Below are 14,575 nucleotides of genomic sequence, written 5' to 3' on the forward strand. Positions count from 1 at the left end.
GCACGCGTCCTCGAGTGAGGAACGACTCAAACCACACCTGGACCCCACCGGCCGTCCGAGAAGGTGTCTCACACTGGGCCGATGGGCGAACAAGCGGAACGGGCGCGTCTCGCGGAGTCGGACACACCGACTTCGCCGTGGCGGCTGTGGGGGCCGTACCTGTCCGGTCGCCAGTGGGGCACGGTCCGCGAGGACTACTCGCCCGAGGGTGACGCCTGGGCCTCGTTCCCCTTCGACCACGCACGCAGCCGCGCCTACCGGTGGGGTGAGGACGGCATCGCGGGCATCTGCGACGTGCACGGGTTCCTCAACCTCGCCGTCGCGCTGTGGAACGGCCGGGACCCGATCCTCAAGGAACGCTACTTCGGTCTCACCAACAGCGAGGGCAACCACGGTGAGGACGTCAAGGAGCACTGGTGGGTCACCGACGGGACGCCCACGCACTCCTGGATGCAGGTCGTCTACCGCTATCCGCAACGCGAGTTCCCCTACGGCCAGCTCCGGGAGATGGCCCGCAATGCCGGCCGGGAGAACCGCGAACCCGAGCTGAGTGACACCGGGGTGCTCGACGAGAACCGGTTCTTCGACGTCCAGGTCACCTACGCCAAGGCCGACACCGACGACATCTGCGTCGAGATCAGGGCCACCAACCACGGGCCCGAGGACGCGCCGCTGCACCTCCTGCCGCAGTTGTGGTTCCGCAACACCTGGGCTTGGGGGCGGGACCAGCGGCCTTGTCAGCTCATCGCGAGCACCACGACCGGGCGCAAGGTCACGGCCGACCACGGCAACCTCGGGCGGTACACGCTGCACCTGGACGACTCGCCGTCGCTGCTCATGACGGACAACGAGACCAACGAGGTGGCGCTCTTCGGGGCCGAGCGCAACCCCTCGCCGTGGACCAAGGACGGCATCTGCGACTACGTGATCAACGGCAACACGTCCGCGTGCCAGGTCGTCGGGCCGAACGACGCCGGGGCGGCCGGTACGAAGTTCGCGGCCTGGTACTCCTTCGACCCCGTGGAGCCGGGCGAGACGGTGACCGTCCGGCTGAGACTCGTGGGCGGCGACGGGCACGTGGACCCGTTCGGGCCGAGTTTCCAGGAGACCCTGGAGACCAGGAAGCTCGAAGCCGACGAGTTCCACGACGCCATCGCGCCCGAGAGGAACGTGGAAGAGAAGCACGTGCTGCGGCGCGCGCTGGCCGGGCTGATGTGGACCAAGCAGCACTACCGGTTCCGCACGCGCGACTGGCTCGACGGCGACCCGACCAAGCCGGAAGCACCCAGTTCCAGGCGCACCCCCGAGGCGCGCAACGTCCACTGGCGGCACCTCGACGTGGCCGACGTGATCTCCATGCCGGACGAGTGGGAGTACCCCTGGTTCGCCGCGTGGGACCTCGCGTTCCACACCATCCCGTTCACGCTGGTCGACCCGGCGTTCGCGAAGGAGCAGCTGCTGCTGTTCTGCCGCGAGTGGATGATGCATCCCAACGGCCAGATACCGGCCTACGAGTGGGAGTTCGGCGACGTCAACCCGCCGGTGCACGCGTGGGCGGCGTTGCAGGTCTACCGCGCGGACGGCAGCAGGGACCGGCAGTTCCTCGCGAAGATCTTCCACAAGCTGCTGCTGAACTTCTCGTGGTGGGTGAACCGCAAGGACGCCGGCGGCAGCTACCTGTTCGAGGGCGGGTTCCTCGGCATGGACAACATCGGGCCGATCAACAGGTCCGAGCCGATGCTGGGCGAGTGGCGGCTGGAGCAGTCCGACGCCACGTCGTGGATGGCCGCCTACAGCCTGCACCTCATGCAGATCGCGCTGGAGCTCGCGCGCGACGACGAGTCCTATGAGGACGTCGCGACGAAGTTCGTCGAGCACTTCCTGTCGATCGCGGAGGCGTTCACGCACTTCGGGTCGCACGGCGGCGGCATCTGGCACGACGAGGACGGCTTCTGCTACGACCGGGTCTCGCGGCGCCGCCCCGACGGCAGCGTCGAGTCGGAGCCCGTGCGCGTGCGGTCGATGGTCGGCCTCATCCCCCTGCTGGCGAGCGCGGTGCTCGAACCGTGGGTGCTCAGCGACCTGCACGGCTTCACGAGCCGGCTGGAGCACCTGCTGAAAAGACGCCCTGAGCTGCGGCAGTTCATCACGTTCCACTACGAGCGCGGCGCGTTCGTGTCGTTGCTCGACGAGCACAAGCTCAAGCGGGTCCTGCACCGGATGCTCGACGAGCACGAGTTCCTGTCGCCGCACGGCATCCGCAGCCTCAGCGCGGCCCACCGCGAGGGCCTGGAGGTCAACGTCGCGGGCCAGGAGCACCGGATGGGCTACGAGCCGGGCGAGTCGCACACGCCGATGTTCGGCGGCAACTCGAACTGGCGCGGCCCGATCTGGCTGCCCACCAACGCGCTGCTCGTCGAGGCGCTGCGCACGGTCTGCGCGTTCCACGACGGCACGTTCGCGGTCGAGATGCCGACGCACTCCGGCCGTCTGCTCACCGCCGGGCAGGTCGCGGACGAGCTGAGCGACCGGCTCGTCGGCCTGTTCCTGCCCGACCACGACGGGCGCAGGCCGTCGGACGGCAAGCGGATCGAGTCCTCCGAGTCACCGCTTTGGCGCAGCCACGTCACGTTCAGCGAGTACTTCGACGGCGACACCGGTGAGGGGCTCGGCGCGACCCACCAGACCGGGTGGACCGCTCTGATCGCGGGCTTGCTGACCGAACGCACGCGCTGAGCAGCACCGTCGTGATCAAATCCTGATCAAGGACGCGCTCGCACATCGTCACCATTCGGGTGCAATACGTGCAGACGTTGTGTGATCTAGGGCATTTCGCACAATAATCTGTGCCCATAAGGCGGATTTCACGCAAAGTTGTTGCAACGCAGTGGCCTGTAACACGCACGTGCTGTCCACCACGTCACCCGAGTGGCAGGATCCCGTTCACTCGTCCGCAACAGTTACGAGGAGTGACGCAGTGGCTCGTCGAACCAGGCAGTTGATGGCCATGATCCCGGTACTGGGGCTGGCCGTGATGGCAGCGTCGGGCTGCGCGACTCCCGTGAACCAGGGCAGTGGCGGCTCGAACATCCCACTGGTGCAGAGCGGGAAGCTGGTCACCTGCACGCACCTGTCCTACAAGCCCTTCCAGTACAGCGAGGGCGACAAGACGGTCGGCTTCGACGTCGACCTCGTCGACCTGATCGCCAAGGACCTGGGCGTCCAGCAGCAGATCTTCGACACGCCGTTCGAGACGATCACCTCGGGCACGTCGTTCAACGCGAACCAGTGCGACCTGGCCGCGGCGGGCATGACGATCACCGACGAGCGCAAGCAGGCGATCGACTTCTCCGACCCGTACTTCGACGCCGAGCAGGCGCTGCTGGTCAAGAAGGGCTCGAACCTGAAGTCCCTCGCGGACCTCAAGGGCAAGAAGCTCGGCGTCCAGCAGGACACCACCGGTGAGAAGTACGCCAACGACAACGCGGCCGCCAACGGCTACACCGTCGTGCAGTTCGAGGACCTGCCGCTGTCCGAGACGGCCGTGCGCACCGGTGCCGTCGACGCGGTGATCAACGACAACGGCGTGCTCTACGACTACGTCAAGGAGTTCCCGGACACCGAGGTCACGACCGAGTTCAAGACCAACGAGAAGTACGGCATCGGTGTCAAGAAGGGCAACACCGCCCTGCTGAACAAGATCAACGAGGTCCTGAAGAAGGCCAAGTCGGACGGCACGTACGACACGATCTACGAGAAGTGGTTCGGCAAGAAGCCGACGTCGAAGTAGTCGCTTCTCCGGGGCCGGCAGCGCTGCGTCGCGCCGGCCCCGCCGCTTGTCCGAACCACATTTGCTAGGAGCCGCAATGGCCATGTCGAAGCGCAAGCGCGCCGAGTACATCCGCTACGCGCAATACGGCGTGCTCATCGTCGTCGTACTCCTGGTCGCCTTCCTCGCGGACTGGGGCCAGATCAGGCGGGCGTTCTTCAACACCGAGATCGCCGCGTCGATGTTCCCCAACGTCATCACCGTGGCGTTGAAGAACACCATCATCTACACCGCGCTCGGCTTCGGGTTCGGACTCGCGCTGGGCCTCGTGCTCGCGCTCATGAAGCTGTCCTCGGTCGCGCCGTACCGGTGGATCGCGACCGTCTACATCGAGTTCTTCCGCGGTGTGCCCGCGCTGCTGGTGTTCATCGGCATCTACTACGGCGTGCCGATCGCGTTCCAGGTGCAGTTCCCGCCGCTGACCACGGTCATGCTGGCGCTCGGTGGCGTCGGTGCGGCCTACATGGCGGAGACGATCCGCGCCGGCATCCAGGCGGTGCCGAAGGGTCAGGTCGAGGCCGCCCGGTCGCTCGGCATGTCGCAGGGCCGCGCCATGATCACGGTCGTGATCCCGCAGGCGTTCCGGATCATCCTGCCCCCGCTGACCAACGAGCTGATCCTGCTCACCAAGGACTCCTCGCTGATCTACATCCTCGGCCTGTTCCGCGAGCAGTACGAGCTCACCAAGTTCGGCCGCGAGACGCTGAGCCGCAGCCCCTCGCTGACCCCGATCCTCATCGCGGGTCTGTGCTACCTGATCATCACGTTGCCGCTCGGCTACCTGTCGCGGTGGCTGGAACGCCGCGGTACCACCGGTAGCAGGAAGAAGGTGTCCGCATGAGCGAGACGTGCGTCGAGATCACCGGGCTGAAGAAGTCGTTCGGCCCGCTGGACGTCCTCAAGGGCATCGACCTGCAGGTCAACCGCGGAGACGTGGTCTGCATCATCGGCCCGTCCGGTTCCGGCAAGTCGACGTTGCTGCGGTGCGTGAACCTGCTGGAGGAGCCGAACGGCGGCAAGATCGTCGTCAACGGCACCGAGCTGACCGATCCGGACGTCGACATCGACAAGGCCCGGACGAAGATCGGCATGGTCTTCCAGTCGTTCAACCTCTTCTCCCACCTCAACGTGCTGGCGAACCTCACGGTGGCGCAGCGCAAGGTGCTCAAGCGCTCCGAGGAGGAGGCGAGGCGGGTCGCGCTGCACAACCTCGAGCGCGTCGGGCTGGGCGAGAAGGCCCACTCGATGCCCGCGCAGCTCTCCGGCGGCCAGCAGCAGCGCGTGGCGATCGCCCGCGCGCTGTCGATGGACCCCGAGGTGATGCTGTTCGACGAGCCGACCTCCGCGCTCGACCCCGAGCTCGTCGGTGACGTGCTCGGCGTCATGCGCCAGCTCGCCGACGAGGGCATGACGATGCTGGTCGTGACCCACGAGATGCAGTTCGCCCGCGAGGTCGCCGACAAGGTGATCTTCATGGACGGCGGCTACATCGTCGAGGAGGGACCGGCGGCCGAGGTGATCGGCAACCCGCAGGAACCGCGCACCCAGGAGTTCCTGGCCCGCGTGCTCGACCCGACGCACCACGGCCCGAGCGATCCGGTCTAGGTCGCGTGGCGAGGGGGAAGGTCGCCGCGGCGGAGGTGCTGCGGGGGCTGTTGGGGGAGAACGACGGAGCGGGCGGGTGGAGGTTGCCTCGGCGCAGGCCGAGCACCCCACCCGTCATCCGCGTGGTGGACCGGGTGGTCACCGACGTGCTCGACCTGCGCGCGGTCGAGGTGCCGTACGTGCTGGAGTTCGAGCGCTGCCAGTTCGAGGCGGCACCGGACCTGAGGCAGGCGAACCTCGCCGGTGTCTCGTTCACCGACTGCGACCTGCCCGGTCTGGAGGCTCGCAACCTCAGCAGCAGCAACGACGTCTCGTTGCTCGGTTGCCGGATGTCCGACCTCGTCGACCTGACCGACGCCGAGATCGCGGGCTCGGTCCTGTTGCGGGACAGCAGGTTCAGCGTGCCGGGCGGGCTGTGCGTGCACGGTGACCGGCTGACGGTCGCGGGTGCGCTGCTCGGGTTCGGCATCCACACCGAGGGTGAGGTGCGGCTCGCGGGGTCGCGCATCGGCGGCAACGTCAACCTCGGCAGCGCCGTGCTGAACAACCCCGACGGCTTCACGCTGAACGGCAACGGCATGCAGGTCGGCGGCAACCTGCTCGGCGCGTTCACCTCGCACGGCGTGGTGTTCCTGGCCAACGCCCGGATCAGCTCGACGTTGTCGTTGAGCCGCGCCCAGCTCTCGCGCAGCGACGCGTTCGAGGAGACCACCGACCCGCACGCCGACCCGTCCGCGACGCTGGTCCTCGACCGCGTGGACGTGTCCGGCGACCTGGAACTGGACCGCGGCTTCACCAGCGCGGGCACCGTCCGCGCCGTGAACGCGCGCATCGGCGGCACGTTGTCGCTGGCAGACGCCGTGCTGGACGCCGTGTCCCCGCCGTCGGTCGGCACCGACCCGACCGGATCGGGCCGCGCACTGCACGTCGACGGCGCGGAGATCGGCGGTGACATCGTCGGGCGCGGCGTGCGGATCAAGGGCCAGCTGCGCATGGTCGACACCCACGTCCGCGGCAGCATCACGCTCGAACGGGCCACTGTGGACAATCCGGCCGCGGACGCGTTGCTGACGAACCGCTCGCAGATCGGCAGCAACTTCGTGGTGCGCGAGTCGGAGGTCGCCGGCGGCCTGGAGCTGCGCGGCATCACCGTCGGCGCGAACCTCGACCTGCGCGGCAGCCGCCTGATCAAGCCCGGCACGTACCGCCACCAGCCGCGCGAGAAGCCGTCGCTCGACATCGGCGGCGCCACGATCGGCCGCGACCTCATCTGCGCGCGCGGCGAGAAGGAGTTCGTCGCGCACGGCGGTGTCCGGTGCCGGCGCGCGACCATCGGCCGCATGGCGAACTTCAACGGCGCGGTGCTCGGCTACAAGCTCGACAGCCACGCGTTGAACGCCATGGGCATGCAGGTCCAGGAGCTGATGCTCAACGTCGTGTCGCCGCCCAAGGGCCTGGTGACGCTGCGGCAGGCGCGCTGCACGTCGTTGGACGACAACGAGAACTTCTGGAACGCCACGGGTTTCATCGACCTCGACGACTTCCGCTACGACTCGCTGGCCTACCCGATCGACCTGCGCGACGACGCCCAGGTCCAGCAACGGCTGCGCTGGCTGCGGCACGCGATGCGGCGCAGCTACAGCCCGCGCCCGTACGACCAGTTCGCCGAGATGCTGACCGCGTCCGGCAACGAGGAGCACGCCTCGACGGTGCTGATCGAGAAGCAGCGCCTGCGGTACCGCGCGGTCGCCGAGGGCATGCGGTTCTTCGGCCCGTTGGTGCTCTTGTGGAGCTTCTTGCAGCGTTCGATGGTCGGCTACGGCTACCGCCCGGCGCGCGCTTTGGGGTGGTTGATCGCGGCGTGGGTGGTTGGCAGCATCTGGTTCCAGTTCAAGGGACCGCTCACGGTGATCAACGACGACGACCACCTGCCGTGGAACGCGTGGCTCTACACGATCGACCTGGTGGTGCCGATCGTCGACTTCGGCAACAAGAACCGCTGGCAGACGCCGGGTGCGTCGCAGTGGATCGCCTCCGGGCTGATCGTGACCGGCTGGATCCTGGCCACAACCGTGGCGGCCGGCTTGACACGAATGTTGAAACGATAGGTCGGCGGCCGCCGCACTACTCCACCATCGGGGTATTTCGTCCAGTACTGAACGATGGTGCGATCGTTCGGTGATCGCCGCCGAGTCCACCGAACTCTTCGTCGGACCTCGGACCGCACTGCTGCAGGTGGTGCGGGTGATCTCGCCTACGTCGACCGGACCGGTGCACGCGCACGTCTCGGGCCCTGGCCTGCACTCGCCGAGGCACGGCGGAACCGCGGCTCTGGGCCCGTTCGGCTACGAGGTCGCCGTCGACGTCTCCGAGCACTCCCCTGGCGCCGTGGTGCCCGCCGAGGCCGTATTGCGCTCAGCGGCCGGCGAGGAGAGGTGCGCGTTCTCGCTGGTCGTGGGCTCGCCGGGGTGGACGGTGCACCTGGTCGCACACGTGGCGGGCGACGCACCGTTCGACGCGCTGCGGGCCCATGTGGACCTGGCGCTGACCGATCCCGCCTACCGGTTCGCGGTGACGTCGGTGGAGCTGCTGCAGCCGTACTGGGACACGTTCCCGCAGCACCGCTCGCTGCTCCTGCGGCTGATCTCCGAGGGGCGCGTCGAGGTGGTCGGCGCGAAGTCCAATGTGGTCGGTGTGTCGCCGCTGCTGGCCTCGCTGCCCGTCGGCGCTGCGCTGGAGGTCGCGTCCCTGGGCGAGGCAGAACGGTCTGTCTACGTCTCGTTCCTGAAGCTGCGGGCCAAGGCTTCCGCACCGCACGTGATGCTGCCCGTCGGCACCGACCGTTCCGCGCCGAACCCGTGGGTGACCTCGATCCACCACGACTGGAGCGCGCGCTACACCTGGCCACGCGTCGTGTGCTCGTTGCCGCGCGACTACTACGTGCGTGGCGCCGTGCCCGTGCCATCCGCACCTTCCGACGACACACCTGCCGCCGTGTTCGCCTCACACGCCGCACGGCTGACCGGCGCGGCCTACCCCACCGCTGCTCTCACCCGCGCCGCTGCGGCACATCCCCGCGAAGCCTTCGACCTGCGCTCGGAGGTCGTCTCGCGCTCGCTGGCAGCACTGACGTCCACTGTGGACTCGTCCGTGGTCGCCTGGAATCCCCTCTCAACGCCCTGCACCGACATCGTGTCCGTGCATCTGCCGTCCCCCAGAAACGTGCACGTGGAGTTCGATGGCGACGCACTGCCGACGTTGGTCGACGGCGTGACGGTGACCTTCCTGGCCAGAGACGTGCCTTCTCGCGGATGGCGCACCTACGCGCTCGTGGAAGACGACATCGATCACGGCTGGAAACAGGGCTACGGCACAGAGATCGCCTCCACTCACTACGTCCTCTCGTACGACCCGATCGCCTCCCTCGTCGCCGTAGACGGCCCAGCCCTGGAACCTCCGCGCCTGACGGGCCCGGTGACCGTCTGGCACAGCGAGGTGGGCGAGAAGATGGTCGGCTCCACAACTTTCACGTTGTGGCACGAGGTGCCCCACCTGAACCCCTCACCGCTGGTAGGCGTACTGGGCACCCGCACACCTCCGTCAGGCACCCTGCCGTCCGTGGCCCCGAAACTCGCCGTGGCCAGCCCGCCGCTGGGCCCGGCGGAACCCGCCGCGACCCCGGTGTTCGCCAGGTACTGGCTGCACGAGCCGGCCCCACTGGGCGGCCTGGCGGCGAACGTCCGCCTCGAGGTGCTCAGCCCGACCCGCCTGCGCGTGGTGGCGGTGTCGGACGGCCCGGACTTCACCGGCGCGGTCCACCTGACCCTGCCCGACGGCTGGTCGTCCTCCTGGGACACGCTCCCCGTGAACCTGCCGGCAAGCGGCTACACGTCGGCCGAGGTACGCCTGACGCCACCCCGCACTCCCGGCTGCTACCCGATCCGCGCGACGCTGGAGGGCCTCCCGTTCGAGGTCTACGACGTCGCCCTGCTCACCGTCCCGGAATGGGACTTCGAAGACCCGGTCGAGGTCCTGTGGGTGGCCTCGGCCCCTTCGACCGTCTCCGTCGCGCCGGGTTCGTCCGCACCGCTCCAGGTGGTCGTGGCCTCGGGCGCCCGCGGCGACCTCCCGCTCCAAGCGCGAATCCTGTCCCCGCGCGACACCTGGGACCTGGTGGCCCCGTTCACCGTCGGCGCGCTGCTAGCCGCCCAGGGCCACACGTCGCTCGACTTCACCGTCTCGGCCCCTTCGTGGGCAAGCCCCGGCTCGTGGTCCGCGGTGGTGAAGGTGGCGGCGGGCGACCTGGTCAGGACCAGCCCGCCGATCCGCCTCGAAGTCGCTGATTAGCATGGATCACCGTGACTGATCTGGTGCTGGCACTGGACTTCGGCGGCACCAAGATCGCCGCCGCCCTGGTGGACCCCACAGGCGACGTGGTGCGCTCCTCACGCGTGCCGACTCCTTCGGCTGATCCGTGGGACGCCGTGGAGTCCCTGCTGTCCTCAGTGGTCCAGGGCGCGACCGTGGCGGGCGTCGGAATCGCCTCGGCGGGCCCGGTGGACACGGTCGCGGGCACCGTCTCCCCGATCAACGTCCCGTCGTGGCAAGCCTTCCCCCTGCGCTCAGCCGTCTCGTCGCTGTTCCCTGGCGTGCCGGTGGAACTGGCAGGCGACGGCGTCTGCATGGCCCTGGGCGAACACCGCCGGGGAGCAGGCCGAGGAAGCAAGTTCATGGTGGGCCTGGTCGTCTCGACGGGCGTGGGCGGCGGCCTGGTTCTGAACGGCCACCCCTTCGGCGGCCGAACGGGCAACGCGGGCCACATCGGCCACGTGGTCGTGGACCCGGACGGCCCACCCTGCACCTGCGGCGGCCGAGGCTGCGTGGAAACCATCGCAGGAGGCCCCCGAATGGTCGCCTGGGCCCGCAGAGCGGGCTGGCAGGCCCCGGACGACGCCGACGCCGCCGTACTGGCCGCCGCAGCCCTGGCCGGGGAGGAAATCCCGCTGGAAGCGTTCGACCGCGCAGGTCAGGCAGTGGGCCTGGCCATCGCAGGCGCCGCAGCCGTGTGCGACCTGGACCTGGCAGTGATCGGCGGCGGGGTGGCGCAGGCGGGCGAGCTGCTGTTCGAGCCGGTCCGCCGCACGCTGAAGACCCACGCGGGCTTGTCGTACCTGGAGGGGCTGGAGGTGCGGGCAGCCGAGCTGGGCGGCGAGGCGGGCCTGGTAGGAGCGGCAGCGCTGGTCCGGTAGGCAGGCTCACGCAGGCGTCCCCTTGGATTCGGAGTCCCCCGCGACCCAACGTACAAGGCGGGTCTGACAGTCCGGCCAAAACCGGCAGCCGCCGACGCAACCGGGGGCTGGCCGCAAAAGCCGGCAGGCGCCGACACAACCGGGGGCTGGCCGCAAAAGCCGGCAGGCGCCGACACAACCGGGGGCTGGCCGCGAAAACCAGCAGGCGCCGACACAACCGGGGGCCAGCCGCGAAAACCAGGGGGCCGACCACGAAAACCGACGCGTCACCCAGCCCGGGAATGCCGAAGCGGCGACTCCACCCGTCCCACGACAACCCCGGCCGACTCCAGAGCAGCCCGAACCGCCCGAGCGATCTCCACAGCGTTCGGCGTGTCCCCGTGAACGCAGATGGAATCCGCCTGAACCCGCACCGGACGCCCGCTCACGCTGCGGACCCACCCCTCGACAGCCAGCTGCACACACCGAGCCGCGATCTCAGCCAGATCACGCAGAACCGCCCCCGGCTCACCGCGCGGAACCAACGTCCCAGCAGCCGTGTAGGCACGATCAGCGAAAGCCTCGTGCCAAACCCGCAGCCCGGCCACAGCAGCCCGTTTCAACCACACCGCACCAGGCGGCCCGAGCACAGCGAGCCCGGGATCGAACAACCGCACCGCATCCACCACCGCGTCGGCCTGGGCCTCGTGCCGGACCAACGCGTTGTACAGCGCCCCGTGCGGCTTCACGTAGGACACCCGAGTCCCGGCAGCCCGGGCAAACGCCGACAACGCCCCCAGCTGCGCAAGAACCTCGTTGGTCAACGTGTCCGGAGCAACGTCGATGAACCGGCGCCCGAACCCGGCCAGGTCCCGATACCCGACGTGCGCCCCCACGGCCACCCCGGCCGACGCCGCCGCAGCGCACACCGACCGCATCGTGTCGGCATCGCCGGCGTGATAGCCGCACGCGACGTTTGCGCTGGTCACGACCGACAGCAGCGCACGGTCGTCGCCCAGCGTCCAGTGGCCGAAGCCCTCGCCGAGGTCCGCGTTCAGATCCATCGAAGCCCCCAACACACGCCGGTTTTGTTGGATCGTGGGATTGTTGAACGATTCTACGATAGTGCAATCGAACGATCCTGCAAATAGACTTGGCAGGTGACCGAGACGTGGGTGTCGACGCTGGCGCAGGGCAAAGCCGACCTGGAGCGCGCGAGCACCGCGCAGAAGGTCGCCGACATGCTGCGAGAGCGGGTGCTCGACGGCGAACTGGCGCCCGGACTGCGACTCAGCGAGGAAGCCATCGGCGGGGCGCTCGGGGTCAGCCGCAACACCCTCCGCGAAGCCTTCCGACTGCTCACCCGCGACCGGCTGCTGGTCCACGAGCACAGCCGCGGCGTCTTCGTGCGCCGGCCGAGCGGTGACGACGTGCGCGACCTCTACGCCGCGCGGCGGGTGATCGAGTGCGGGGCGCTGAGGCTGTGGAACGACGTGACCGAGGCCCAGCGCGAGGCCGTGCGGGCGCCGGTGCGGCAGGCCGTCGCCAGGGCCGAGAAGAACGACTGGACCAGGGCCGGCCAGGCGAACATCCAGTTCCACCGCGCCATCGTCGGGCTCGCGCGCAGCACGCGGCTCAGCGACGAGTCGGACCGCCTGTTCGCCGAACTCATGCTCGCCTTCCGGGTGGCGCAGGAGATCAACGACTTCTACCAGACCTACGTGCCGTGGAATCGTAGGATTGTCGAATTGTTGAACAATGGTGCGGTGGACCAGGCCGTCGACCAACTGCTGGAGTACTTCGACGCCGCTGAACAGGATCTTGTCGGACGCCTTGAGGCCGAATAGTCCAAAGAGAACGTTAAGCGAAGTGCAACGATTCCGATCACGAGGCTGACGACACGTCCTATCAGGCCTAACATCCGCGCAACACCGCGTTCACGGAGGGCCACCATGCCGTCGGATCACAAGACCGGCTTGCGCTGGAGCAACTGGAACCTGTTGCTGGTAGTTCCGCTGCTCATGCTCATCACGCCGTGGTTCAACATCGACGAGCCCCGGATCTTCGGGCTCCCGTTCTTCTACTGGTACCAGTTCGCGTTCGTGCCGCTCGGCGTCCTGTGCGTCGGCCTGGTCTACGTCAAGACCAAGGACAAGCCGGTGGTCACCGGCAAGCCGGACAAGCTGGGCGTCGACGACCTGGATGAGGGAGCGAACTGATGCAGTGGACTGAGCTGATCGTTTTCAGCGTCCTCTTCCTGCTCGTCACGGTGATGGGCTTCGTCGCGGCGCGCTGGCAGAAGGGCTCCACCCTGGAGCACCTCGACGAGTGGGGCCTCGGCGGACGGAAGTTCGGCAGCTGGATCACGTGGTTCCTGGTCGGCGGCGACCTCTACACCGCGTACACGTTCGTGGCGGTGCCGGCGCTGATGTTCGGCGCGGGCGCGACCGGGTTCTTCGCCCTGCCGTACACGGTGATCCTCTATCCGATCGTGTTCCTGCCGCTGGTGCGGATGTGGTCGGTGAGCCGCGTGCACGGCTACGTCACGCCCGCCGACTTCGTGAAGGGCCGCTACGGCTCGCACTGGCTGGCGCTGCTCGTCGCGATCACCGGCATCGTCGCGACCATGCCGTACATCGCGCTGCAGCTCGTCGGCCTCGAAGCCGTGCTGCGCAGCATGGGCCTCAACGGTGGCGGCATCCTCGGCCACCTGCCGCTGTTCATCGCCTTCGTGATCCTCGCGCTCTACACGTACCAGTCGGGTCTGCGGGCGCCGGCGCTGATCGCGTTCGTGAAGGACATCCTGATCTACATCGTCATCCTGGTGGCGATCGTCTACCTGCCGTCGAAGTTCGGCGGCTGGGGCGAGATCTTCAACGACGCGCAGGCCAAGTTCGACGCGACGCCGGCCAAGACCGACGGCATCCTGCTCAACAGCAACAACCAGCTCCAGTACGCCACGCTGGCGCTGGGCAGCGCGCTCGCGCTGTTCATCTACCCGCACTCGCTGACCGGCATCCTGGCCAGCCGCGGCCGCAACGTCATCAAGCGCAACATGGTCGCGCTGCCGGCGTACTCGCTGGTGCTCGGCCTGCTGGCGCTGCTGGGCTACGTCGCGATCAGCGCGGGCACCAAGCCGATCGTCAACCAGGCGACCGGCCGTCCCGACACCAACACGATCGTGCCCGAGCTCTTCGGCGCGAACTTCCCGTCGTGGTTCGCGGGCGTCGCGTTCGCGGCCATCGGCATCGGCGCGCTGGTGCCGGCGGCGATCATGTCGATCGCGGCGGCGAACCTGTGGACGCGCAACGTCTACAAGGAGTACATCAAGAAGCACGCCACGCCCGCGGAGGAGGCCAAGCAGGCCAAGCTCGCGAGCCTCGTCGTGAAGTTCGGCGCGGTCGCGTTCATCGTGTTCGTCGACCCGCAGTTCTCGATCGACCTGCAGCTCATCGGCGGCGTCATGATCCTGCAGACGCTGCCGGCGGTCGCGATCGCGCTGTACACGCGCTGGTTCCACGTGTACGGCCTGGTCGCGGGCTGGATCGGCGGCATGGGCTACGGCATGTGGCTGCTCTACAACATCGGCAACCCGGCCATCAACAAGGCGCACTTCGCCGGTTCGGCATTGCCGCTCGGCAAGCTGTCGCTCTTCGGCTGGCACCCGTTCGGCGCGTCGACCGTGCAGATCTACGTGGGCATCGTCGCGCTGACGGTCAACCTGCTGGTCGCGGTGATCGTCACGCTGATCGCCAAGAAGGCCAAGGTCTTCAACGGCACGGACCAGACGGACCCGTCCGACTACCACGTCGACGAGGACAGCCCGAGGGTCAAGCCGGTCGCGGCGCACTGAGACGCGGCAGTTAACGCCAAGGGCCACCCGTCGGTTACGGCGGGTGGCCCTTTCCGTTGA

The 14,575-nt window shown here is 68.3% G+C and carries 11 protein-coding genes; 10 read left to right on the forward strand and 1 reads right to left on the reverse strand.

The genetic code is table 11. The features are described from left to right. The first annotated feature begins 81 nt into the window (after positions 1-81). The 7 genes from AOM45_RS01305 to AOM45_RS01335 all read left to right on the forward strand — a co-directional run bounded on the left by AOM45_RS01305 (position 82) and on the right by AOM45_RS01335 (position 10,683). Complete coding sequence (locus AOM45_RS01305) at positions 82-2,736, forward strand: MGH1-like glycoside hydrolase domain-containing protein (RefSeq protein WP_035909172.1); 2,655 nt, start codon at positions 82-84, stop codon at positions 2,734-2,736. Positions 2,737-2,977: 241 nt separating this feature from the next. Beyond that, positions 2,978-3,790: a basic amino acid ABC transporter substrate-binding protein gene (locus AOM45_RS01310; protein WP_030465744.1), complete on the forward strand. Its 813-nt coding sequence runs from the start codon at positions 2,978-2,980 to the stop codon at positions 3,788-3,790. 76 nt (positions 3,791-3,866) lie between these two features. After that, entirely contained in the window at positions 3,867-4,670 is an 804-nt protein-coding gene (locus tag AOM45_RS01315) for an amino acid ABC transporter permease (RefSeq protein ID WP_030465743.1), read from the forward strand. Next, a complete protein-coding gene (locus tag AOM45_RS01320) occupies positions 4,667-5,434 on the forward strand; it encodes an amino acid ABC transporter ATP-binding protein (protein WP_030465742.1) in 768 nt (255 codons plus the stop codon). The genes AOM45_RS01315 and AOM45_RS01320 overlap by 4 nt, the downstream gene beginning before the upstream one ends. Positions 5,435-5,439: 5 nt before the next feature. Beyond that, complete coding sequence (locus AOM45_RS01325) at positions 5,440-7,542, forward strand: hypothetical protein (protein ID WP_030465741.1); 2,103 nt, start codon at positions 5,440-5,442, stop codon at positions 7,540-7,542. 70 nt (positions 7,543-7,612) lie between these two features. Beyond that, positions 7,613-9,781: a hypothetical protein gene (locus tag AOM45_RS01330; protein WP_030465740.1), complete on the forward strand. Its 2,169-nt coding sequence runs from the start codon at positions 7,613-7,615 to the stop codon at positions 9,779-9,781. A gap of 11 nt (positions 9,782-9,792) precedes the next feature. Beyond that, entirely contained in the window at positions 9,793-10,683 is an 891-nt protein-coding gene (locus AOM45_RS01335; protein ID WP_030465739.1) for an ROK family protein, read from the forward strand. Between the two features lie 266 nt (positions 10,684-10,949). Here AOM45_RS01335 and AOM45_RS01340 read toward each other — a convergent pair whose 3' ends face one another. After that, on the reverse strand, positions 10,950-11,726 hold the full coding sequence (locus tag AOM45_RS01340; RefSeq protein ID WP_051782871.1) for a LamB/YcsF family protein: 777 nt from the start codon (positions 11,724-11,726) through the stop codon (positions 10,950-10,952). 96 nt (positions 11,727-11,822) lie between these two features. On the opposite strand from AOM45_RS01340, the gene AOM45_RS01345 reads away from it, so the two are divergent. The 3 genes from AOM45_RS01345 to mctP all read left to right on the forward strand — a co-directional run bounded on the left by AOM45_RS01345 (position 11,823) and on the right by mctP (position 14,515). After that, the gene (locus AOM45_RS01345) at positions 11,823-12,509 is read left to right on the forward strand and encodes a GntR family transcriptional regulator (RefSeq protein ID WP_035909170.1); all 687 of its coding nucleotides are present in this window, start codon (positions 11,823-11,825) and stop codon (positions 12,507-12,509) included. A 105-nt stretch (positions 12,510-12,614) separates the two neighbouring features. Continuing rightward, positions 12,615-12,881 (forward strand): DUF3311 domain-containing protein, encoded by a 267-nt coding sequence (locus AOM45_RS01350; protein WP_030465736.1) that lies wholly within the window; start codon positions 12,615-12,617, stop codon positions 12,879-12,881. Continuing rightward, positions 12,881-14,515 (forward strand): monocarboxylate uptake permease MctP, encoded by a 1,635-nt coding sequence (gene mctP, locus AOM45_RS01355; RefSeq protein WP_030465735.1) that lies wholly within the window; start codon positions 12,881-12,883, stop codon positions 14,513-14,515. Before AOM45_RS01350 ends, mctP begins: the two co-directional genes overlap by 1 nt. Positions 14,516-14,575 lie beyond the last annotated feature (60 nt).

This window comes from Lentzea aerocolonigenes, from assembly GCF_000974445.1.
GTDB classification, from domain to species: Bacteria; Actinomycetota; Actinomycetes; order Mycobacteriales; family Pseudonocardiaceae; genus Lentzea; species Lentzea aerocolonigenes.

Excerpts from the sequence above, each read along its gene's own strand:
- AOM45_RS01350 (WP_030465736.1), top strand. The coding sequence starts at position 12,615 with ATGCCGTCGGATCACAAGACCGGCTTGCGCTGGAGCAACTGGAACCTG.
- AOM45_RS01340 (WP_051782871.1), bottom strand. The coding sequence starts at position 11,726 with ATGGATCTGAACGCGGACCTCGGCGAGGGCTTCGGCCACTGGACGCTG.
- AOM45_RS01315 (WP_030465743.1), top strand. The coding sequence starts at position 3,867 with ATGGCCATGTCGAAGCGCAAGCGCGCCGAGTACATCCGCTACGCGCAA.
- AOM45_RS01305 (WP_035909172.1), top strand. The coding sequence starts at position 82 with ATGGGCGAACAAGCGGAACGGGCGCGTCTCGCGGAGTCGGACACACCG.
- mctP (WP_030465735.1), top strand. The coding sequence starts at position 12,881 with ATGCAGTGGACTGAGCTGATCGTTTTCAGCGTCCTCTTCCTGCTCGTC.
- AOM45_RS01320 (WP_030465742.1), top strand. The coding sequence starts at position 4,667 with ATGAGCGAGACGTGCGTCGAGATCACCGGGCTGAAGAAGTCGTTCGGC.